A 23,637-nucleotide genomic window follows, 5' to 3' on the forward strand; every position below is an offset into this window, starting at 1 on the left:
TCTCTTTCGTTATTTTTAAATAACTATTTAACATGAAATAGGATTTAAATACTTTAAAAAACCATTTATATGGCTATACTCACACTATTTTCAAGCCAATGCAGATAATACAAAATCGGTATGTTGGTGATAATTAATAACCATTCAATTCTGGGAGATATCAATGAAGGCATGGTCCAAGCTTTTTGTCGGTGCAGCACTGGCAGCAACATTTACCACAGGGTTCGCGCACGCTGAAGATAAAGAGCTTTATTTTTACAACTGGTCTGAATATATCCCGAATGATGTTTTGCAAGATTTCACGAAAGAAACTGGCATTAAAGTCATTTATTCGACTTACGAATCAAATGAATCCATGTATGCAAAATTGAAGACTCAAGGCAAAGGTTACGACTTAGTTGTTCCTTCTACCTATTTTGTCTCTAAAATGCGTAAAGAAGGCATGTTGATGAAGCTAGATAAATCGAAGCTTTCTCACTTTGCGGACTTGGATCCAAACTATTTAAATAAACCATTTGATCCGGCAAATGACTACTCAATCCCTTATGTTTGGGGGGCGACAGGTATTGGTATTAATACTGATATGCTAGATAAATCATCAATTAAAAAATGGGATGATTTATGGGACCCTAAATGGGTTGGTCAATTAATGATGATGGATGATCCACGCGAGTTATTCCAAATCGCATTAACAAAGCTTGGCTATTCAGGTAACACAACCGATCCAAAACAAATTAAAGAAGCTTATCTAGAGTTGAAAAAGTTAATGCCAAATGTATTAGTTTTTAACTCAGACTTCCCTGCTAACCCTTACCTTGCAGGAGAAACTTCATTAGGTATGTTGTGGAATGGCTCAGCTTATATGGCACGCCAAGAAGGCGCTCCAATCCATATAATTTGGCCAGAAAAAGGCACGATTTTCTGGATGGATAGTTTAGCCATTCCAGCGGGCGCTAAAAATACAGAAGCGGCATATAAAATGATCGATTTCTTATTACGTCCAGAAAATGCAGCGAAAATTGCAATGACCATTGGTTACCCAACACCAGTGAAAACCGCTTACCCATTATTACCAAAAGATTTTGCAAATGATGATAATGTCTTTCCACCTCAAAAAGTGCTCGATTCAGGTGAGTGGCAAGATGATGTTGGTGACGCGAATGTATTATACGAAGAGTACTTCCAAAAGCTAAAAGTTGATATGAACTAATTTGCTTAATAAATATTAAATACGAAAAACCCGCTGAAAGTCATTTTAGCGGGTTTTTATTTACCTGTTTTAAATTTCTAGTACGTGATATTCACTCATCATCAAAATGAACAATTTGTTATTTTAGTAACTCTTTAACCAGCTTTGGCACTTCAATACTGGCTTTACCGTAGCGTTTTTCTGAGAACTCACTCTCTACAGCACTTGGTTCTAAATTGATTTCAATAGTATGAGCGCCATGCATTTTTGCATCATGAACAAAGCCAGCAGCCGGATAAACAACGCCAGAAGTGCCAATCGAAATAAATAAATCAGCCTCTTCTAATAATGAATATATTTCTGCCATTTGTAACGGCATTTCACCAAACCAAACTATGTGAGGTCGCAGTGGATTCGGTATTTGGCAACAATGACACAAATCATGAACATCGAGATCTCCTTGGTGTTCAATGACTTGGTTTGATTCAGGGCAACGAACTTTTAGTAACTCCCCATGCATATGAATGATACGACTACTGCCTGCTCGCTCGTGCAGATTATCAATATTCTGGGTAATCACCGTTACATTCCCTTTTAACTTAGCCTCAAGCTCTGCGAGAGCTAAATGTGCTAAATTAGGCTTAATGTGATCGTCATGAAGACTTTTGCGACGTTGATTATAAAAATCTTGAACTAACTCAGGGTTATAACGATACCCTTCCGGTGTCGCGACATCTTCAATTTTATGATTTTCCCATAATCCATCTTGAGAACGGAAAGTTTGGATACCTGACTCTGCTGAGATACCAGCTCCGGTAAGTACAACAATATTTTGATATGGGAAAAGCATATTTATTCCTTTGATAGTTTGTCGAACACAGCGCAAGCCTGAAACACTACCTATACTGTCTTTATCTGAGGAGCTTGGGAAGTAAGGCTTTTTATAATTTACCCGCTTTTAGTAATAATAAAAATACGAAAGTCGAAAGATTCACTCTAGATCGACTTTTCGATACATAAAATAAACGAACCATTAGCAAATAAGACACCAAATTAATAACCTGCAATTCAAAAGCATAGCTTTTAAGCTCTGAATGATAATAAAGCCATGAACACACTATGATTCAGATCACGAATGTATTATCGTTAGCGAAATTTACATCTATCAACAACTTATGAGTGAAATCTATGGGTAAGATTTACCAAATATTTATTGCTACATTACTCTTTATCTCATTAGGCGCACATGCGGAATGGGAGCCCACTCAGCACTCAAAAACGGCGTCGACTTCTCCTGCAGCTCAGTCTATCGCCAATAAAGTTTCTCAGCTCCCAGAACCTTTATTTATGGGTGCCGACGATCATGCAAAAGTTGATGAATTACTCTCAGCTACGCTCTATCAAATTGATGTTAATACCAAAGGTTTTGAAGAATCACTAAAGCAATATAGAAAAATTGGTGGTGAAGATGCTTGGTTAACAACTCAAGAATATTATTTAACATTACATAGTTTTAATCGCTCAAAACAAGATTTGTTAAAACTAGTCGATAGTCGCGTATACAACAAACTCACTGGGTTTGGCCCTTTTGGCGTCACTCAATTTAAAAATGAGATTCATATTACTCAGCTTAACGCTCAGTTCTTGATCTTTTTCCAAATCCAAAGTTTTAAACAGTTCATCGAAGACCTATCTATATCTCCAGTCCCTGTCATCGCAATGGCCGTTAAACTGATATTTGTTTATCTCGTTTTGAACTGGTGGCTTCGTAATAGCCCAGATATGATTCGCCACTTTAGAAAAACTAAATTAGAAACTGCATCCTCACCACCGGTATGGATTCGATTAATCTGGTATATCAGTAAGGCCAACAAACCTATTGCATGGCTAATCGCGATTACGGTTTCTCTTGATATTCTTTCTGGCTTGCAAAGCTTACAGCATGTGAAATTTTTAGACATTTTCACGTGGTGGATCTTAGGTGGCTCAATCGCAGTTAAATTTATCTTAGAATTTGTTTATCGAAATAGTCGTAGCACATCTAAAGATATTATCGCCATTCGTCTATCCACTATTCGTTATTACGTCTGGAGTGTGATTGGCGCAGGTGTTTTATTGCAAATCACAGAGACAACCGTCGGTGAAGGGACAATTTATCATTGGGTTTCAAGCCTGATGTTTTTATGGTTTATCGTGATCACTATCATAGTGTTAAGCAAATGGAAGCCTTATGTTTTTAGTGAAAATAATATTAATGCAGATTGCGTAGTTTGGGCTCAATGGGCTATCAATCATAAAGATACTTTTGGCTTGTCAACCATCGCCACCGCGATCATGACATTCTGGATATTTACCCGTCATTTAAAGCAATTTGTTATCTCAAACCTATCTCAATATGCTTTTTTCAGCCAAGCCCTAGCCTATTTATTTCGAATTGAAATCGCGAAACAAAGTGATAATGGTGGGCAAAATACAAATTTAGTCCCTCTCTCTGGTGATGAAATTTACAATTATGTTTTGCCTGGTAGTGAAGACAGTGAGTTGATACCTTATGCAACCGATGAAATAAAACAACTGTCTCGCTACATACTCACTGATAGCCCTGCTATGTGTGTTGTCTCTGGTGAACGAGGTATTGGCACTACAACCTTGATTAAACAAATTTTGTATCGAGTAAATAATGCCACACCTATATATTTAAATTGCCCTAATTCAGGTTATGCGGAACTGATTGCCGATCTATGTGAGCAAATTGGATTAAGTAAAGAATCAACGGATATTCAACTTCTCGCACATCTAAGAAAAAGTGAAATTTGTTATCTCTTTGCGATAGATAATGCGCAGCGTTTGGTTAAACCTATGGTTGGTGGTTTAGCTGGATTAATGAAGTTTGCCAATTTAATGCGCCGTTCTAAAAAGAACCACAGAGTATTATTAGCTATTGAAAAGTCGAGCTGGCGTTTTGTCGATAGAGCTCGTGGAGAGCGTTTGTTGTTTGATTTAGTCACCTTCATGCCTCGTTGGTCTGAAAGCCAAATTGCAAGCTTGCTGGATACTCGATTGAATCAAAATATCGAGAACCCAGTTTCTTTTGATGATTTAAACTTGCCGAAACAATGGGATCAAGATGATGTGTCCGAAGAAGAGCGCTCTCGTCATGGTTTTTATCGTATTTTATGGCACTACGCTGATGGAAACCCTACCGTCGCCTTACGTTTTCTACGTTTATCACTTCGTAAAGATCAAAAAACAGAAAAAGTGGTGGTTAGACTATTTCAAGCTCCACAATCCGATGAGCTTGAAAAGATGCCGAAACCAATGCTCGCGATTCTACGTTCTATCGTTCAGCTTGAAATATCGACACCTGAAGAACTATCAGAATGTACTCAATTAACTATTCCCGAGGTTATTGGAACATTACGTTATTTTGAAAGCCGTGGTTATATTGAGTGGTCAAGTGATAAAGCGAGAATTTCAGATCATTGGTATCGCTTTATTACCAATGCCTTACACCGTCAACATTTATTGGTGAAGTAGAATGAAAAAGTTCATTTGTTTAATCGTTATGCTTTTATTAAGCACAACTGCGTTTGCCGCTGATGATACATCTGCCCATTTAGAAAATATCACTAAATTAACCAGTTTAATTCGCTGGGGAGGCGTTTTTCTCTCTTTTGGGGTCATTGTTGCTTCGTGGGTTCTACTGCGTTTTACGAATAAATTAGTTGAAACTTTTAGCTCTCAGTTCGTGCAATATCGGATGGTGTTGCAAAAGGTGCAATCATTCTTCCAATTTTTCGTTTACATGACGGCAGGCTTAGCCGTATTTATGATGAGTTTTCGCATTAATGATCAAATATTGACATTAATTGGCGGTACGCTTGCTGTTTCGATTGGTTTTGCATTAAAAGATTTGGCTGCGTCATTCATTGCAGGCTTAACCGTTATGATTGATCGACCTTTTCAAGTCGGTGACCGAGTTACCTTTGAAGGTAATTATGGCGATATCATTACTATAGGGTTACGCTCTGTGCGCATGAGAACATTGACGGATGACATTATTACCATTCCAAATAACAAATTTTTAAGTGAAGTGACGATGAGTGGCAACTATGGTGCGCTAGATATGCAGTGTGTTATCCCCTTTTACATCGGTATGGATCAAGACATCAATTTAGCGCGAGACCTCATTCAAGAGGCGGCTTCATCAAGCCGATATATTCACTTACCGAAACCTGTTGTAGTGTTAGTGAACCAAGAGATTGCCGATAATTATCTCGCAATTAAATTGACTTGTAAGGCTTATGTGGTTGATACGTTCTATGAGAAGTTATTTGAAACAGATATTACATTGCGTGTCATGAAAGAATTCAAAAGCCATAATATACAACCACCAACGATAGCGGTACGATCAATGGTGCAGTGATATGAATTAAATGCCATTTGACGTCTTATATTGGTATATAATCTCTGATAATTCAGTTTAAGCAGTAATCTTGGTTACTGCTTTTTGCATTTAAGGTTTTAGTTTTATGTCTCGTACAATTTTATACACATACAAGAGTGAAGAAAAAACATTAGCGTTTAGTTATCGTGATTTTCACAGTATTCATGAAGCAGTCGCCGCGCATGAAGGCATCGATATCTGTGAATATTTAAAAATGGAGCAATCGATCGAAGCCGTATCGGATACTAAAACAGTTCGTAATTATCGTGATGCTCATTTTAAAAAGTTAGGGTTTGGTAAGATCACGTTAATGCCAAAAGAAAATATCGGCATTGGACAAAAGAAGAAAAATATTTAGTCCGGTATTAAATACAAGACCGATAAGAGAAAGGCTCAATGAATGACCATTGAGCCTTTCTTCACTTTAACGCAATGTGATTATTGAATATTCAAAAATGCTGCGCCGCGTACTCCGCCGGAATCGCCATGCTTAGCTTTCAAAATCTTAGGTACTTTTCCTACCGGTAGTAAATGAGGCTGAATACGTTTCGGCATTTCATTATAAATAGCCTCAAAGTTAGATAAGCCACCGCCTAAAACGACGACATCAGGGTCAAAAGCGGTAAAAATATTGCCCAAGCAAATCGCAAGAAGATCCATAAATCGATTCACATGCTCGACAGCCTTGTCATCATTTTTCTTGTATTGTTCTATGATATCAACCGCTTTAACTTTTTCATCATAGTAATGAGCATAAAGCTGTTCAAAGCCTCGTCCAGAAAGATAATTATCAATGCAACCCTTCTTATCACAACCACAGCTAAACAAAGGTGCGTCTTTATTTTGAGCACTATCATTAAGATAAAACCAAGCATCAAGTGGCATACGTGTGTGGCCAATTTCACCTGCCACATGGCTACCTCCGGATACAACGTGGCCATTCACCACAATACCACCGCCAAAACCGGTGCCGAGAATAAGGCCAAGTACACTTTCTTTCCCTTGGTGCTCTTCATCCCATGCTTCTGATAAAGCAAAACAGTTAGCATCATTAGCAATTTTAAGTGGACGTTCGATTAAGGCTTCGAGATCTTTACGTAAGAACTGGCCTTTTGCCGCAGGAACATTTGATGTCATTAAAGAGCTGTCTTCTACGCTCTCCATACCAGGAATACCGATCCCAACAAGCCCTTTCACCCCAAATTGTTCATCGTATTTGGTGACTAACCCTGCAAGCACGGTAAGTAAGGCTTGATAGTCTTCACCTGGTGTTGGCACTCTTTCTGAGGCTACCCTTTCTAATTTGTCGTTAAATGCACCAAATTCAATTTTTGTGCCACCGACATCAAAACCGTAATACATTAATTCTCTCCATAAATTAAAATCGAAAATATAAAAATTATTTTTATTATCCATAAAGTTACTGCACAAACTGTGATAGTCGATCAAGTTAAGCATCAGCAAGGTTTGAATGAACAATTTTCAAACATTTTTCTGTCATTTTACCCGCTGTTTTCCTCTATACTAATCACTTATATTTAGGGAAGCTTAGATATTGCCTTCTATATCACACATCTTGAACGTCGAATTTAGGTAAAAATGAATAACGTACTGACCATACCTCTTCTTAGTTTTCTTTTATTATTAGTCGGTTGCGCCTCCAATCAACCTACAACGCCCCCTTTACCATCTACCCCTGCAGAGAAAACTGAATTGGACCACTTATATCAATCATGGTCTGGCGTGCCTTATCAGTTTGGCGGTAGTTCTAAACAAGGCATCGACTGCTCTGCTTTTATGCAAGTTGCTATGTCGAGCATTTATCAATTGCACCTTCCCCGCTCTACAGAGTTACAAAGCCAGCAAGGTCGTTATATTCCCGAAGAACAAGCGGCTTTTGGTGATTTAGTTTTCTTTAAAACAGGTTGGAACCAGCGGCATGTGGGGATGTACCTCGGTGACAAACAATTCATGCATGCTTCAACCTCAAAAGGCGTCATTATTTCTCGTCTCGATAACCCTTATTGGGCGAGTAAATTTTGGCAATTTAGACGTATATTGCCAAAATAGACTAATTTCGTTTACTTGCTAATATCCATAAAAAATAAAAGTTATTTTTGCGGTTTGGCTCTCTAATTCAATTCTTCAACTAAGCTAATGTCATAGACTGATAACTTTCAGATTCTGGAGGCAATTATGTGGCATGGTATTGCACAACAGCTATCACAAATACTTGCGTTTGAGTTTGTCATTCAAGAACGGGAACCCTTAAAAGGTGGTGATTGCAATCAATGCTATATGATTTCAGATGGCCAACAACGCTATTTTGTTAAAATTAACGATCGAGAATATCTGCAAAAATTCGAATCTGAGATTGATAATCTTTCTAACCTCTTGCATACCGGTACCCTATCGGTTCCTCAGCCTGTGACTTGTGGCATCATCAAAGATAAAGCCTTTTTAATCCTAAATTACCTTCCAACAAAACCGTTAACCGCGGCCAATGATCAATACCACTTTGGACAGCAACTTGCCCGCCTTCATTTATGGGGAGAACAAAAAGAGTATGGTTATGATGCCGATACTTATGTTGGTTTGAATCTACAACCTAATGCCTGGCATAAAAAGTGGGGAGTGTTTTTTTCGGAATGCCGCATTGGATGGCAATTGCAGTTATTAAAAGAAAAGGGAATAGAATTTGGGGATATCGAACAAATCATATCTTTAGTTAAGCAAAAAATTGGTACTCATAACCCATCCCCCTCACTACTACATGGTAACTTAAGCCGTAATAATTATGCTCTTTCCGTTCATGGTGCTATTTGCTACGACCCTTCAAGCTACTGGGGGGATCCTGAATGTGATTTAGCGATCATCGAGGAGTTTAGTGATTTAGGGCCGGATTTCTTTTCTGGTTATGAAAGTATCCGCCTTCTAGATAGTGGGTACGACAAGCGAAGAGATATTTATCAGCTTTACTACTTACTATGTCGCTGCAACCAATATGGAGGAGAGTATTTGACCCAATGCGTCGCAAAAATACAGCTATTACAAGATGGCGGACGTTAGATAGCCTTCATTTTTCTATTGTTAATTCAGTCCTTTAATTAACAAATCTTATAACTGTGATATCCATCGTAAAGAAATGAGAACCATGAACTAGAATTACAATTAACGGAAGTACGATTTAATTCTATCGAATTTTTTGTTTAGGAAAGTAACAATTAACGACGGATAACTAGATAAACATAACACTTTTTGTTCATTATTTTGCAGTGTTTCAACCTTTTTGCTTATTTTCAATCATGAACTAACTTACCGAGTTAGTATTTATTATGACTAGGCAAAGATAACTAATTTATCTGCTTATTTTGTTGTTCATTCAGCTTGACACAAGGACGTAGTAGTGAGGAAAGCAATGATAAAATACACTGAGAAAAGAGTACCGTGCCCACATTGCGGACATCAGATTGGCATGACGGTTGATTCATCGAGAGGCAACCAAGAGTTTTATGATGATTGTCCATCTTGCAACCATGCCATTCATTTGGAACTAACGGTTAATAATAGCAAGGTGCAACTAAGGGTTGATGTCGAAGATCATTCCATTTTTTAACTCTCCCTTATTTAAAACTGAATTATAAGCCCCAACAATTGAACTCAATTTTAGGGGCTTTTTTTATGTCTATTTTGTTAAATTTTTATCGCTAATTGTATACAACCAGATATAATTCTTTTCCGCCTTTTCACGCAGTTAGGAGTTAATATGCATCGTTATCGTAAAGAAGGCTCAATCCTTGTTAAGTTAGCAACTCCCGTGCTATTAGCTTCGGTTGCTCAAACCGGCATGGGCTTTATTGATACCGTCATGGCGGGTGGCGTGAGTGCTACTGATATGGCTGCGGTAGCGGTGGCTTCGAGTATTTGGCTCCCTTCTATTTTATTTGGTATTGGGTTGCTGTTAGCTCTTGTTCCTGTTGTTGCCCAATTGAATGGTTCCGGTCGACAAGTTCGAATTGCACATGAAATTCAGCAAGGCTTCTACCTGTCTTTTTTAGTCGCGATTCCAATTATTCTCGTATTATCGCAAACAAAACATATTCTAGACATCATGCATATTGAGCCTGTTATGGCACAAAAAACCAATGGCTATATGTTTGCGATGATTTTTGCTGTGCCCGCTTTTTTACTTTTTCAGACATTACGCAGTTTATCCGATGGCTTATCTCTAACAAAACCAGCCATGATTTTAGGATTTCTAGGCTTAGCGATTAATATTCCGTTGAACTGGATTTTTGTGTACGGCAAGTTTGGCATGCCAGCTTTAGGCGCGGTAGGTTGTGGCGTAGCAACGGCAATTGTTTATTGGGTAATGTTTTTGCTTATGCTCACTTATGTGTTAATCGCACAGCGATTCAAAAATATCCATATTTTTAGTGAATATCATAAACCTAACATGCATTCATTGAAGCGTTTATTTCGCTTAGGGTTTCCTATTGCCGCGTCTTTATTTTTTGAAGTCACCTTGTTTGCGGTTATTGCCTTATTGATTGCACCATTAGGCCCTATTGTGGTCGCTGCGCATCAAGTGGCGATTAACTTTTCAACCTTGATTTTTATGCTACCAATGAGTATTGGTGCCGCCGTTAGTATTCGTGTCGGTCATCAGCTTGGAGAAAAAAGCGTTGAAGGTGCCAAAATATCGACTCATGTTGGGCTATTGTTTGGATTTAGTACGGCACTCATAACAGCACTATTGACGATTGTATTCCGACACCAAATTATTGAACTCTATACAGAAAACCCAGAAGTAACCGTTATTGCATTGCACCTTTTAATCATGGCTGCTATTTATCAATGCAGTGATGCCGTGCAAGTGGTGGCTGCAGGAGCTTTACGCGGTTACAAGGATACGAGTTCAATTTTCAGCCGAACCTTAATTTCTTATTGGGGAATTGGCATGCCTATCGGATACGTATTAGGCATGACTGACTTGATTACGTCAGAACCAATGGGAGTGACTGGTTTCTGGGTTGGAATTATTGTTGGGCTAACCATGGCCGCAATCTTGCTTTCTCTTCGCTTACTTTGGCTGCATAAGCAAGACGATAGCGTACAACTTGATTTTTCAACGCGTTAAAATTAGGGTAACTTGGGTTTGATTTCTTCACGCAAGTGGCTAAAGCGAACAAACCTAGGTAACCCATTATGCGTTAGCCCATTGTATCTAAAGGTTATTATAGAACCGATTGGCGGCGGGATTTTCCGTTCTTTATTGGATAATCCCGAGCCAATATAAAATGTCTTACCCTCTTTCCACTTCACTAAAAGTGACCCTGTTAATCCATCGTATTTGCCTTTTCCTGGCTTATAACCAATAACAACTGCTTCATCATCTTGATAAGTTTTCACTTTTAGCAAATCATCACTGCGGCCTGTATTATAAGCACTGTGCTTATTCCGTAGCATAACGCCTTCTCCGCTCAACCTTTCAATATTATCAAGCAAACGATCTAATTCGACTTCAGATTGTAAAGGTAGGTGTTCAACTAGGCGTAAATGAATCGCAAAGGTTTCATTTATACAACGCCTCAGAGCGTGATAACGTTGAACATATTCACCTGGTTGATCCGGCATATCAAAGGCCATGAATAAAATATTCTCCCAATCTTGGTCATTGGGAACGGAATCTAATACCGTTTTTTGAACATGATTAAATTGACCTCGCCCAGCCCAAAGTTCGCCATCTAATGCTTGTTTAGGAAATTGAGCAGTAAACCAATCAGGCGCATAAATACGCTGCCCTTGTCGAGTTTGAAAATACTTCCCGGTCCACAAGGCTCGAATACCATCGTATTTTTCACTGTACCAATAGTCCTCAAGATTTACTTCATCATGATAGACATTTGCAAGTACAACTTGTTCAGAACTTTGCTCTTCTTCATTTTTCACCTTTGTGGCAGATGTATTCGGTGAAGACAATATCGCTGCACCTGTAATGAAAGAATAAACAATAAAAGAATATTGAGATTGTTTCGCCATTATTACGCTCTGTTCATTAGTAAAAAACATAACTTAATACATCAGAAACGTCACAATGATCTGGCAAGTCTAAACTGCGACCCTACTTATATTTAAATTGTTTGATAAACACATCAATTACATGAGGACATTGAAGGGAACCTTATTTGCACGGTAATAACGTCATGTTAGACTCTTCAAACACATTAAATAAAAGAAGAGAATTCAACATGATTAAAGCTGCTGTGTTTGATATGGACGGCCTAATGATCGATTCGGAACCTTATTGGCAACAAGCTCAATTAGAAGTATTTCCGACTGTAGGCGTTAAGATCAGCCTACAAGATACCATTGATACGACCGGTATTCGTATTGACCAAATTGTTGAGCAATACTATCGTCAGCAGCCATGGGAAACGCATACTTGTGAGGAAGTTTGTGACATGATTTTGAATCGTGTGATTGAATTGGTAAAAGAACATAAACCGATGATGCCGGGGCTATTCCACGCGCTTGAAACATGCCAACAAGCCGGATTAAAAGTTGCGTTAGCGTCTTCTTCACCTATGGTGTTAATTCAAGCGACGCTCGATGCTTTAGAATTAGATGGCGTATTTGAAGCGGTCTTATCCGCGGAAGGACTGCCTTATGGAAAACCACATCCTGAAGTGTATTTGAACGCAGCGGCGGCATTAGAAGTATCACCATTAGACTGTGTCGCTTTAGAAGATTCATTTACCGGACTGTTAGCCGCTAAATCTGCGCAAATGAAAATGATCGTGATACCAGAGGCTAGCCAATCTGAACAGGCTCGTTTTGTGATTGCCGATTATAAATTAGCCTCGCTTGAAGCTGTCACATCTGAGCTGTTACAAGCCCTATAAGGATACAACCTCGTTACGAGCTTCTATTTGTAAGCCGTAACGAGGCATTCACTCAACTTTGTTCAATTTGTAATTGTTTCTACTATTTATCGCCCGCCTAATAACGTCGCCAAGAGTTTCTTATCTAGCATCCCAGCATATTTTCCATCCATATTCTGTACGGGTAATGGTTGGTTACTATCCAGCACCTCAGGCATCACTGACTCTAAAGTCTGATCGATACTAAGCATTGGCTGATTCGATTGAGGGCTCATCACATCACGAACATAGCGCTCTGGAGTCGATGGCATCATCGCTTGTAGTTCAACCAGACGAATCAAGCCGATGTATTGGTGTTCACCATCTACTACTGCGCTTTCTGTTGATATCGTTTGTTGCATGTGAGATATCGCATCACGGATACTTGATGTCGCTTGTATGGCGTTTTGTGCGGTATAAGCGTGTTTCACGGTTAATGCTCGACCTCGATTAATGTCTTTAACAAACGAGGCAACATAATCAGTGGCAGGATTCAGTAAAATATCAACGGGCTTACCTTGTTGAATTAACTGCCCATCTTTTAAAATGGCAACTCTATCACCTAAACGCAAAGCTTCATCGAGATCATGGGTAATGAAAATAATGGTCTTATGAAGTTTTTGCTGCAAGTCTTTTAATTGTTGCTGCATTTCACTACGAATAAGCGGATCTAAGGCTGAAAACGCTTCATCCATTAATAAAATATCAGGATCAGTACATAATGCACGCGCAAGACCGACACGTTGCTGTTGTCCCCCAGATAACTGATTAGGATATTGATTTTCATACCCCGTTAAGCCGACAATATCAATCCAGTGCTGCGCTTTGCTTTGCCAATCAAGTTTATTAACCCCTTGAATTTTTAGTCCATAAGCAACGTTTTGAATAACAGTTCTATGAGGAAGTAAGCCAAACCGTTGAAAAACCATCGACATTTTATGACGGCGTAAATCTTGGATTTGTTTTTTATCTAACGAGCAGATATCAATGCCATCGATTTCAATCGTACCTTCTGTAGGTTCTATTAAACGATTGAAATGGCGAATTAAGGTCGACTTCCCGGAACCTGACAGCCCCATCACCACAAAGGTTTCGCCTTTCTCAATATCTAAACTGATGTCACTCAAGCCAACACTGAGCTGATATTGACTCATTAATTCATCTTTTGAAATCCCTGCCTTTAACTTTGTGACGCCGTCACTTGAATTGCTGCCAAAAACCTTATAAAGGCCTGAAATTTTAATGTAAGTAGAGGCACTAGACATTATGATTTGCCTCCTAAATGTTGTTGGGTTCGCTTGGCATAACTTTGAGTGACTCGATCAAAAATAATCGCCAATGCGACAATTGCCAGCCCATTTAATAAGCCCAAGGTAAAATACTGGTTTGTGATGGATTTTAATACCGGCTGACCTAGCCCTTTCACGCCTATCATTGAAGCAATTACCACCATCGCCAATGCCATCATTATCGTTTGGTTAATGCCGGCCATAATATTAGGCATGGCCAAAGGGATTTGTACGCCAAACAATCGCTGTATTCGATTGGCTCCAAAGGCCGTTGAGGCTTCGAGTACTTCTTTATCAACTAAACGTATACCTAAATTGGTTAAGCGGATCACCGGAGGAATCGCATACACGACAACCGCAATTAATCCCGGAACTTTCCCTATTCCAAGTAGCATTACGATTGGGATGAGATAAACAAAGGCTGGCATGGTTTGCATCACATCAAGCAATGGTGTGACTATTTTTTGAATCCGATTAGAGCTGGCCATCGCAACCCCTGTTGGCACTCCGAGTATTATTGCCACAAACGTTGACACTAAAATAATACTCATAGTGCGCATGGTATCTTCCCACATGCCTAAATAGCCGATAAAAAAGAATGCGACCACCACACACAGGGATAATTTCCAAGAACGACTCGCCCCATAAGAAAGTGCCGCTAAAATGGCGATGATTAACCACCAAGGCGTGGCAAGTAATAACTTTTCAAAATGCACTAAAAAAGATAATAGCGGATCAAAAAAAGATTCAATGGCTTCGCCATATTGACGGGAAAAATCGCGATACGCGCCATCTAAGGTTCTTCTTAGCCATAGTAGGCTATCTCGGTCAAGTTCAGGGAACTGGGTTAACCATTGAGGTACAGACATGTCATTTCCATTCTTTATGATCATTACAACAAACGGGTACCCAATATTTGAATATGAAGTACCCGCTAGACCAAATTACAGCTTATCTACTGCAGCTTGCACGGCGGCTTGCGATTTCTCATCTAACCACTGAGACCAAATTTCTTTGTGTTTTAACATGAACTCTTCCATGGCCATGTCACCATCAGCCTGATTATCTTCCATCCACGCTAACATTTGGTTCATTTGTTTATTGGTATAAGAGCGGTGAGTTAAATATTTCATTGCCTCAGGTGAACGAGTTGCAAAAGATTCTGTTACAACCGTATCGACTTTCGATGGTGGCCACATGATAGGTTTAGGGTTCTTACATTCGACTTGAGTAATGCATTCTTGGTAATGTTTTACATCTGTTCCATGGCCAAATTCCACTTTCACCATAGGATATTTACCTAGGACGGCTGTAGGAGCCCAGTAGTAGCCAAACCAAGGTTGCTGTCTGTCGTATGCTTTCGCAATGGTGGCCGCTAAAGCTGCACCAGAACCAGGGTCGACTTGCTCAAAACCTGATTCTTTTAAATGAAGCGCATCAAAAATATGCCCAGCGGATATTTGGCAAGTCCAACCGGCTGGACAGGTATAGAATGCCGATTTACTGTCATCTTCTGGGTGAGTAAATAGCTTAGCGTTCGCCTTGATACCTTCTATCGTCGCCAAACTTGGATCTTTATCCACCATGTACTGTGGAACCCAATATCCTTCCTCACCACCATCCGATAAACTTTGTACCGCAAAGCGAAGACGTTTTTCTTTAACCCCGTTTTCTAATAACGCTTTGGCTGAGTTACTCCATAGCTCTGGCGCTATATCCGGCTCACCTTTTTCAACCATTGAGGTTGTGGTTGGAACGGTATCTCCGGGGATAAGGTCAACTTCACAGCCGTAAGCATTTTCTAAAATAAACTTATCAACATTCGCCATTAAAGTGGCTGAACTCCAGTTCATATCGGCAATCGAAACCGTGCCACATTCTGAGGCCATACTTGCGATTGGAAAGCTGGATGCCAGCAAAAGCGAAGAAAGTGCGAAATATTTTTTCTGCATATACATTTCCTTATGTTTTTTATTTATCCTACTGTAATCGTTTCGAAAATTATTCTTCTAAGTATAAATAGTAGATATAGAACAAGGTTTTGCCCATTTATATCCAAGTAACGTCAATTTTCCTGTTTGTAGCTTTTTTATTCTTGCTGAAACTTGCACCTTGACGTTACTTGGATGTATTAAAAAATAAGCAATAAAAAAGCAGCTAAAAACTAGCTGCTTTGTTCGTTAACGTATGAAATGGTTAGACTTTGGGGTCTTCCACTTTACCTTGAGCTTTCATTTCTTCATACCATAAATCATGGTGTTCTTTGGCCCAAGTTTCATCTACTTCGCCTTTCACCATCCCTTCTAAGGCACCTTCCATACCGAATAAACCAATATAGATATGGAAAATAAAGCCACAAATAAGGATCAAGGCAGAGATCATGTGGGCTAAGTTAGAAATATCCATATCACGACGGCCTTGGCCAAAAATTGGAAAATCTAAAATAAAACCACTAATGGCGGCAATAATGCCCATAAAGATCAACATCCAGAAAATAATTTTCTCACCTGCATTAGAAAACTCGGCTGAAGGATGCTTTCCTTTATGTTTACCAACCATACCACCTAATTTTAAACACCAATCAAGGTCAATTTTCTTAAAGGTACTTTTACGCCACCATTTAATTAAGACTGCCATCAATAAGATGAAGAAAATCGGGCCGATATAGTTATGGTATTGCTTAGCAAAATAAATGATATCTCCCCAAGCGGCCGTAGAAATGATCGGTTTGAGGAAGTGTTTTCCCCATACCAATGTCATTCCAGAAAAAGCCAGACTTAAAAAAGTGAACGCCATTGACCAATGCAAAGCGCGATCAAAACGAGTCCAACGCTTGATCTTACGACCGGTTCTCGGTTGGCTAAGCTTTAATGGCCCAACAATCACGTAGGCTAAAGCCACCATTGCTAAACTACCCAGAACCGCAATTGCGCCTAATGGTGACATCCATTTCTCTTTCAAACGGTACCAAGTCTCACTTGGTTTACTCACCAAGACACCATGCTCCATCGATTGAGAAGTTGTGTAACCTTCTTGTCCATCTTGCACTTTCTGATAAAACGTTTCGCCGGCTAAACGAGTCATTTCTTTTTCAGCGGTCGTGGCAGGCGCAACACCCGTTTGTTTGTTGGTGTCATCGTTGGCTAAAGTGGTAAAGCTCAAGCACAACATCATTACTGTCATCAAAGAGACAGCAAACGTTTTGAATGATTTCATGAACATATCTGCCCCCTTATTTGTGACTGTTTGATTGAGAGGCATCATAAGCCAATGATTCATCATAAGTGACACCCGTAACATTGCTACGGTCATCCTTACCACCTCGGTCATGTACGCGTTTTGCCATGATTTGCGCAATTTTATCTGCAGGCCCGGCCATTAATGCTTTGGTTGAGCACAATGAAGCACACATCGGTAGCTTGCCTTCCGCGATACGGTTAGCGCCATATTTTTCGCGCTCTTCTTGAGAGCCCGGCTCCGTTTCAGGGCCTCCGGCACAGAAAGTGCATTTATCCATTTTGCCACGTTCAGCAAACGCGCCATGTTGAATAAATTGAGGGGCACCAAATGGGCATGCAAATAAACAGTAGCCACAACCAATACACAAGTCTTTATTGTGTAAAACAATGTTGTCTTCGGTACGGTGGAAGCAATCCGCAGGACATACCGCCATACACGGCGCGTCATCACAGTGCATACATGCCACTGAAATTGATGCTTCACCCACTTCACCATCATTAATGGTGACGACGCGGCGACGTTGGATTCCCCACTCAAGGGCATCATCGTTTTCGTTTTTACAAGCTGTGACACAACCATTACATTCAATGCAGCGTTCCGAGTCACATAAAAACTTCATTTTTGATTTTTTATCTGTTGTAGACATAACCTACCCCTTACGCGTTTGAAGTGCTGGTGGCTTTGCTAATTTTACAAAGCGTCACTTTGGTTTCTTGCATTTGAGTCACAGGGTCGTAACCGTAAGTGGTTGCGGTGTTTGCTGACTCACCAATAACGTAAGGATCCGTGCCTTCAGGGTACTTCTCGGTTAAATCCTTGCCTTGGAACTTACCACCAAAGTGGAACGGAATAAACGCCAAGCCTGGTAGAACACGGTTAGTCACCATGGCTTTCACTTTGATACGGCCTTGTTCCGCGCCTTCAACCCACACATCATCGCCATCTTGTATACCATTGGCTTGAGCTTCTTGCGGGTTAATTTCCACAAACATTTCTTGTTGTAGCTCCGCAAGCCACGGGTTAGAACGGCTTTCTTCACCACCACCTTCATATTCAACCAAACGGCCAGAAGTCAGAATGATTGGGTATTCCTTTGAATGATCCTGATCTTGTATTGATTTATACAAGGTAGGCAGACGATAAATCGCATCGTTATCATCCCATGTTGGGTAGTCTGCGACGAGATCACGACGAGGTGTATATAGAGGTTCACGATGTAATGGGACACGATCTGGGAACTGCCATACAATAGTGCGAGCTTTACCGTTACCAAATGGAATACAACCATGCTTAATCGCGACACGCTGGATACCACCAGAGAGATCTGTTTTCCAGTTTTTACCTTCCGCTGCGGCTTTTTCTTCAGCGGTTAAATCATCCCACCAACCAAGTTGTTTTAATAACTTATCGGTAAATTCTGGGAAGCCATCTTCGATTTCACAATCTTTCGAAAAACTGCCGTCAGCCAGTAGGCTCTTACCTTCAAACTCCACACCAAAGCGAGTACGGAAATTACCACCACCGTTAGCAACGCTTTTCGAGGTATCGTAAAGAATGTGAGTGCCTGGGTGTTTCAGTTCAGGCGTGCCCCAACATGGCCAAGGCAGACCGTAGGTTTCACCTTTCACTTCACCTGACTCTGCTTCCAAGTTTTCATGACTGAATAAGTGCCAGTTTTGTTGATGGAATTTCAAGCGGTCAGGGCTTTGACCCGTGTAACCAATTGTCCACATACCGCGGTTAAACTCACGAGTAATGTCCTCAATAACCGGTTGATTATTCTTGATTTCTACATTTCTAAATAACTCGTCAGCAAAGCCAAGTTTCTTAGAAAGTAGATACATGATTTCATGATCCGGTTTAGACTCAAACAAAGGTTCGATAATTTGATCACGCCATTGGATTGAGCGGTTTGATGCAGTCACAGAGCCATAAGTTTCAAACTGCGTAGTAGCCGGTAGCAGATAAACACCATCGGTGCGGTCATTGATAACAGCCGCGACCGTTGGATATGGGTCGACGATCACCATCATATCCAGCTTCTGCATGGCTTTGGGCATTTCATGACCACGGGTTTGCGAGTTCACCGCATGCCCCCAATAGAACATGGCGCGGATATTATCGTTCTGCTCAATGCGAGACTTATCTTCTAATACACCGTCAACCCAACGAGAAACAGGAATCCCCATGTTATTCATTGGTAATTTGCCGTTGTATTTCTTCTGATCAAAGCGGCCTTTTAGCCAGCCATAATCGATGCCCCACACATTTGACCAATGCTGCCATGCGCCCTCTGATAAGCCATAATAGCCTGGTAGATCGTGAGATAACACGCCAAAGTCTGTTGCACCTTGTACGTTATCGTGACCACGGAAAATATTCGCCCCGCCGCCCGATTTACCCATGTTGCCAAGCGCTAATTCAAACACACAATACGCACGAGTATTATTGTTACCTGTCGTATGTTGAGTACCGCCCATACACCAAACCACACAGCCCGGTTTATGGTGAGATAAAGTCTTCGCTGCTTGGTACACATCCGCTTCAGGAATACCCGTAACACGCTCAACTTCCGGTGGTGTCCATTTTGCGACTTCTTCACGAATTTCATCCATACCAAACACACGTTGATGGATAAATTCTTTGTCTTCCCAACCGTTTTGGAACACATGCCATAACATGCCCCAAATGAAAGCAACATCCGTACCTGGGCGTAACGCGACATGTTGATCGGCTTTCGCTACCGTACGGGTTTTACGAGGGTCCGCGACAACAATTTTACAACCACGTTCTTTGGCGATCAGAATGTGCTGCATCGCAACCGGATGCGCCTCTGCTGGATTCGAACCAATAAACAAAATCGACTTACAGTTATGCATGTCGTTAAATGAATTGGTCATTGCGCCATAGCCCCAAGTGTTGGCAACACCGGCTACTGTTGTTGAGTGGCAAATACGTGCTTGGTGGTCAACGTTGTTGGTTCCCCACATTGAGGCCATTTTACGGAAAGTATAAGCTTGTTCATTGTTGTGCTTGGCTGAACCTAAGAAATACACCGAATCAGGGCCTGATTCTTGACGAATTTTTAATGCTTGGTTACCAATTTCTTCAATTGCGGTATCCCATGAAATTCGTTTCCACTTTCCGCCTTCCAACTTCATTGGGTATTTTAAGCGACGTTCGCCGTGACCATGTTCACGCAAGGCAGCGCCTTTAGCACAGTGACCACCGGCATTAAATGGGTGATCGAAAGCCGGTTCTTGACCTGTCCAGACGCCATTTTGTACTTCTGCATAAATACCACAGCCAACTGAACAGTGAGAACAAATGGTTCTTTTAACTTCAGTTGGTGCAGAACGATCCACTTCTTGAGCTTCAGCTTTTTTCATAATGCTCGGGGCAAACATTGAGGCGCCTACCACAGCACCACCGGCTGCAATACCAGTGTTTTTCATGAAATTACGACGACTCAAACCTAATTGGTTCTCGCTTTTCGAGACGCTATCAGAGCGCTTTGTCAGTTTCATTATCGCTACTCCTATAGAGAATCGAAATAATCACGAATGTGTTGCGTTTCGTGATAGCCCTTTTTTAATTTTGGCTGCTCATTGTTTTGAGGCTTTTCTGCGGCAGATACTTGGGTTGAAATACCTGCGGCCACTACACCACCTACAACGGCTGCTGTAGTGATTCCCTTGAGTAAATCTCGTCGACTTTCGTTGACGCTCTCTTTATTTAGAGATGTTGTTTTCATACATTGCTCCTTACAATACCAACCGCATGAGTGATCATCTAATTCATTTGATTGGTATAACCGTGTATCCGGTCATCGGAAACCATTGTTAAATAAGCGGTTTAATGAATGAATTCATAGAATCGCTTATGACGCAGATTTAAATTGCCTTTAACCGCAATTCAGGTCCATGGTTGAACCTTCGGTTCTTCAAAGTACTCACTTGGAAGTCCCTTTCTCTAAGTATTAACAACTCAAAGAAAACTTATTGTTATTGCAGACGAGTGATTTCTATCTCGCCTGACGATGATTTTTCGGTATATCGCGCTTGTTCTATTAGCCCAAAATGCCGTAGTACTCGCGAAACTGGCAGATAAAATTGCGCTGACTTAGCCTTCTCAATTTCATTACAAAATGAGATGAACCACGGGCGAATATGGGCATTAAAAAACTGTTGCTGAGCATCGAACGCTTCAGATTGCAACATCGACATCACTTCTAAAAGCGCGGAGATACTATCTTCTGGTTCGCGAATATCATCTTGTCTTTCAAAGCCAAAACGTTTGAGATCTTGACGAATCGCCACCAAGGGTTTTTCCATTAAGGTGCCAGCAATATGCCATGAACTAAATGGCACTACTTCCCCACAGCCAATACCAATAAATAAGTCTTGGTATTCATCGGCTACTTGCTCTGGACTCGTCATTAACGCCGCCTCTTTTAAACGAAACCACGCGTTAGTCATAGCATGTTGTTCACAAGGCTCGACTTCTAATTCTCTTAACCATTGCAAAACTTCTGTTGATGGCGGCTCTCGTAATAAGCATGCCAATAAACCATAAACCTCTGCTGTCACCGCTTCTTGTTCTATTTCTTTAGGTTGTTCCGTATTTATATTCGACTGTGGCATAGTTAAATATCCAATTGTTTGGCAGGGTTAGCGGTCAGGTCAGAGAACAAATCTCGCACGCGGCAGTCTTCACACATGGCAATGCGACGTAATTTATCTTCACTGGCAAAATGAGAGTGACCACGTAACTTATTTTGTAACATCTCTATCATCGAAGCGGGTGCAAATGGCTTACCACAACTTAAACAATGTGCTGCTGGCTCTTGATGAAGTGTCATATCTTGCGTGCGCTGCTGTTTATCCCAGTTAAACCTTGGCTCTAGGCTGATTACTTTTTCCGGACAAGCACTTTCACATAAACCACATTGAACACAGTCTTGCTCGGTAAATAACAACGCAGGGCTATCCCCTTTAGCGTGTAACGCTCGCGTTGGGCAAACCGAGACGCAACTCATGCATAATGTGCAGTTATCAGCGTCGCAATTTACCGTACCAAAAGGTGCTCCTTCAGGTACTTGAGCAATATTATTGGTCACTAGATTCGTATCTGGGGCGTAGTGCTCAGCCAGTAAATCTAACGCATTGAACAAACGATCACGCTTCATACCTGATTGAATGTTGCTTGCAGTGATGGCCAACGGTTGTTGGATTAATGTCGGCGCGCTATGACGTAGATCTTCCATGTACATAAGATCAATACGTTGTTTTTCTAGCCCTAATTGAGTCAATAAGGTTTGAGCAATGGCAACCTCGGTTTCTAATACACGGATGATGGTGGCAGGCATGTGTCGGCTAGCAGCAAACATCACCTGACAGGCACCGTGAACCAGCGCACTAAACCAAGTATCAATCCCAACACTTGGTAATTCATCTAAAGTAATAGGAATAACATTGTCAGGTAGCATGCCCAACATCATTAAATTATATTTTTCATGACGTTCACTACAAAACATCACGATTGGGGTTTCCCCGCCTTCTGCAAAGTACTTAGCCAACACACGTTCAATAAAAGTTTGTGTTTCTTTAGGCTCAGGCAGCGCGTAACTGATCGCTTCTGTCGGGCACGAGGTTGCACATGTGCCAACGCCTTGGCATAAATAAGGGTTAATTTCAATTTTATGACCGGTTTTCTCACTACCTTGACTGGTGAGTGCCCCTGCAGGACAAGCATCAATGCAACGAGTACACCCTTTCACACCACGTGAACTATGGGCACATAACTCGGTGTTTAATCGGAAGAACTTCGGCTTATCAAAGGTACCGATAAGCTCGGGAATGGCTTCTAATGATTCATCAAGCGTTGGGTATCCACGCCCACTTGGGTAATAACCTGGGACGGGCACTTCTTCCATCATGATGCCATTAGGGGTGAGATCTAAAACGACATCAAAATGATCTTCTCCGGTCACGGCTCGGGCTAAGTTATGCGAAACCCCAGAGCGAACAATGCGAACCTCAAAATGACCGAGAAATCCAGAAATCGTCACTTGTTGAGAAAAGAAGCACTGAGCAGAAGGAATCACCGCTGAAGTATGAGTTTCAGCATCAACCATTAATGCAGTGACTGAATTCATCGCATCAAAGTGGCTAAATACGGCTTCCACTTCTTGTTGCGCTCCGACAATAAGTAGATTGCCACGAGATTCGTAACTCACGGTTGGCGGAATTAAGTTTTTTAGCTCGACCGTATTTAACAAGGCGAATGAACGAGCTTTACCGTTAGCGCTCGATTGCTGCTGTAGAAATGATGTCAACATTGCTCTTCTTCTTATAGTGAAGTTCTAATTTTATGTAATATTCCAGTCGTGATGATTCAAAATAGATTTAATCATCGAGCAACAGACCCTAAGGGTACAGATAATAACCTTTTTAAAGCTATGGTTAAGTTCTAATGTGATGAAAAAACTAAATTTTTGAATTCGAGCCCCTTTTATCGGCTGGAATGAGAATCGATATTAATAAGCCT

20 protein-coding genes and 1 pseudogene are annotated in these 23,637 nt (G+C 40.8%); 9 read left to right on the forward strand and 12 right to left on the reverse strand.

The annotated features are described in order from the left end of the window. The first annotated feature begins 163 nt into the window (after nt 1-163). Nucleotides 164-1,210 carry an extracellular solute-binding protein gene (locus VRUMOI_RS15275; RefSeq protein ID WP_089140291.1) on the forward strand — a complete coding sequence of 349 codons (1,047 nt, stop codon included), beginning with the start codon at nt 164-166 and terminating at the stop codon, nt 1,208-1,210. Between the two features lie 118 nt (nt 1,211-1,328). On the opposite strand, the gene cobB is transcribed toward VRUMOI_RS15275, so the two are convergent. Then, a complete protein-coding gene (cobB, locus tag VRUMOI_RS15280; RefSeq protein ID WP_089140292.1) occupies nt 1,329-2,039 on the reverse strand; it encodes a Sir2 family NAD+-dependent deacetylase in 711 nt (236 codons plus the stop codon). Between the two features lie 338 nt (nt 2,040-2,377). Here cobB and VRUMOI_RS15285 point away from each other — a divergent pair, with 338 nt between their 5' ends. The 3 genes from VRUMOI_RS15285 to VRUMOI_RS15295 all read left to right on the forward strand — a co-directional run bounded on the left by VRUMOI_RS15285 (nt 2,378) and on the right by VRUMOI_RS15295 (nt 5,994). Next, nucleotides 2,378-4,726 carry an ATP-binding protein gene (locus VRUMOI_RS15285; RefSeq protein WP_089140293.1) on the forward strand — a complete coding sequence of 783 codons (2,349 nt, stop codon included), beginning with the start codon at nt 2,378-2,380 and terminating at the stop codon, nt 4,724-4,726. Nucleotide 4,727: 1 nt separating this feature from the next. Beyond that, nucleotides 4,728-5,615, forward strand: a complete 888-nt coding sequence (locus VRUMOI_RS15290) for a mechanosensitive ion channel family protein (RefSeq protein ID WP_089140294.1) — start codon at nt 4,728-4,730, stop codon at nt 5,613-5,615. Nucleotides 5,616-5,721: 106 nt separating this feature from the next. Further along, nucleotides 5,722-5,994, forward strand: a complete 273-nt coding sequence (locus tag VRUMOI_RS15295; RefSeq protein WP_089140295.1) for a DUF2960 family protein — start codon at nt 5,722-5,724, stop codon at nt 5,992-5,994. 80 nt (nt 5,995-6,074) lie between these two features. Here VRUMOI_RS15295 and nagK read toward each other — a convergent pair whose 3' ends face one another. Next, on the reverse strand, nt 6,075-6,998 hold the full coding sequence (gene nagK, locus VRUMOI_RS15300; RefSeq protein WP_089140296.1) for an N-acetylglucosamine kinase: 924 nt from the start codon (nt 6,996-6,998) through the stop codon (nt 6,075-6,077). Between the two features lie 237 nt (nt 6,999-7,235). On the opposite strand from nagK, the gene VRUMOI_RS15305 reads away from it, so the two are divergent. The 4 genes from VRUMOI_RS15305 to VRUMOI_RS15320 all read left to right on the forward strand — a co-directional run bounded on the left by VRUMOI_RS15305 (nt 7,236) and on the right by VRUMOI_RS15320 (nt 10,776). Continuing rightward, on the forward strand, nt 7,236-7,706 hold the full coding sequence (locus VRUMOI_RS15305) for an NlpC/P60 family protein (RefSeq protein ID WP_089140297.1): 471 nt from the start codon (nt 7,236-7,238) through the stop codon (nt 7,704-7,706). 126 nt (nt 7,707-7,832) lie between these two features. Continuing rightward, on the forward strand, nt 7,833-8,705 hold the full coding sequence (locus VRUMOI_RS15310) for a fructosamine kinase family protein (protein ID WP_089140298.1): 873 nt from the start codon (nt 7,833-7,835) through the stop codon (nt 8,703-8,705). Between the two features lie 349 nt (nt 8,706-9,054). Further along, nucleotides 9,055-9,252, forward strand: a complete 198-nt coding sequence (locus VRUMOI_RS15315; protein WP_089140299.1) for a CPXCG motif-containing cysteine-rich protein — start codon at nt 9,055-9,057, stop codon at nt 9,250-9,252. 150 nt (nt 9,253-9,402) lie between these two features. Next, nucleotides 9,403-10,776: an MATE family efflux transporter gene (locus VRUMOI_RS15320; RefSeq protein WP_089140300.1), complete on the forward strand. Its 1,374-nt coding sequence runs from the start codon at nt 9,403-9,405 to the stop codon at nt 10,774-10,776. A gap of 2 nt (nt 10,777-10,778) precedes the next feature. On the opposite strand, the gene VRUMOI_RS15325 is transcribed toward VRUMOI_RS15320, so the two are convergent. Beyond that, nucleotides 10,779-11,678 (reverse strand): DNA ligase, encoded by a 900-nt coding sequence (locus VRUMOI_RS15325; RefSeq protein WP_089140301.1) that lies wholly within the window; start codon nt 11,676-11,678, stop codon nt 10,779-10,781. A gap of 209 nt (nt 11,679-11,887) precedes the next feature. Here VRUMOI_RS15325 and hxpB point away from each other — a divergent pair, with 209 nt between their 5' ends. Continuing rightward, the gene (gene hxpB, locus VRUMOI_RS15330) at nt 11,888-12,541 is read left to right on the forward strand and encodes a hexitol phosphatase HxpB (protein ID WP_089140302.1); all 654 of its coding nucleotides are present in this window, start codon (nt 11,888-11,890) and stop codon (nt 12,539-12,541) included. A gap of 86 nt (nt 12,542-12,627) precedes the next feature. Here the strand turns inward: hxpB and VRUMOI_RS15335 are convergent, their stop codons facing one another. The 9 genes and pseudogenes from VRUMOI_RS15335 to VRUMOI_RS15375 form a co-directional block, all read right to left on the reverse strand. After that, nucleotides 12,628-13,824: a quaternary amine ABC transporter ATP-binding protein gene (locus VRUMOI_RS15335; RefSeq protein WP_089140303.1), complete on the reverse strand. Its 1,197-nt coding sequence runs from the start codon at nt 13,822-13,824 to the stop codon at nt 12,628-12,630. Next, nucleotides 13,824-14,717 carry an ABC transporter permease gene (locus VRUMOI_RS15340; protein ID WP_089140304.1) on the reverse strand — a complete coding sequence of 298 codons (894 nt, stop codon included), beginning with the start codon at nt 14,715-14,717 and terminating at the stop codon, nt 13,824-13,826. The genes VRUMOI_RS15335 and VRUMOI_RS15340 overlap by 1 nt, the downstream gene beginning before the upstream one ends. Before the next feature lie 75 nt (nt 14,718-14,792). Continuing rightward, nucleotides 14,793-15,800 (reverse strand): glycine betaine ABC transporter substrate-binding protein, encoded by a 1,008-nt coding sequence (locus tag VRUMOI_RS15345; RefSeq protein WP_089140305.1) that lies wholly within the window; start codon nt 15,798-15,800, stop codon nt 14,793-14,795. 244 nt (nt 15,801-16,044) lie between these two features. Beyond that, nucleotides 16,045-16,944 (reverse strand): annotated as a pseudogene (locus VRUMOI_RS15350) (formate dehydrogenase subunit gamma); the annotation flags it as partial. Between the two features lie 136 nt (nt 16,945-17,080). Next, complete coding sequence (gene fdh3B, locus VRUMOI_RS15355; RefSeq protein ID WP_089140306.1) at nt 17,081-17,734, reverse strand: formate dehydrogenase FDH3 subunit beta; 654 nt, start codon at nt 17,732-17,734, stop codon at nt 17,081-17,083. A 10-nt stretch (nt 17,735-17,744) separates the two neighbouring features. Next, complete coding sequence (locus tag VRUMOI_RS15360) at nt 17,745-20,615, reverse strand: molybdopterin-dependent oxidoreductase (protein ID WP_089140307.1); 2,871 nt, start codon at nt 20,613-20,615, stop codon at nt 17,745-17,747. 11 nt (nt 20,616-20,626) lie between these two features. Continuing rightward, entirely contained in the window at nt 20,627-20,842 is a 216-nt protein-coding gene (locus VRUMOI_RS15365) for a twin-arginine translocation signal domain-containing protein (RefSeq protein ID WP_089140308.1), read from the reverse strand. A gap of 250 nt (nt 20,843-21,092) precedes the next feature. Next, the gene (locus VRUMOI_RS15370; protein ID WP_089140309.1) at nt 21,093-21,731 is read right to left on the reverse strand and encodes a TorD/DmsD family molecular chaperone; all 639 of its coding nucleotides are present in this window, start codon (nt 21,729-21,731) and stop codon (nt 21,093-21,095) included. A 2-nt stretch (nt 21,732-21,733) separates the two neighbouring features. Beyond that, entirely contained in the window at nt 21,734-23,428 is a 1,695-nt protein-coding gene (locus VRUMOI_RS15375; protein ID WP_089140310.1) for a 4Fe-4S dicluster domain-containing protein, read from the reverse strand. Nucleotides 23,429-23,637 lie beyond the last annotated feature (209 nt).

This window comes from Vibrio rumoiensis, from assembly GCF_002218045.2.
GTDB classification, from domain to species: Bacteria; Pseudomonadota; Gammaproteobacteria; order Enterobacterales; family Vibrionaceae; genus Vibrio; species Vibrio rumoiensis.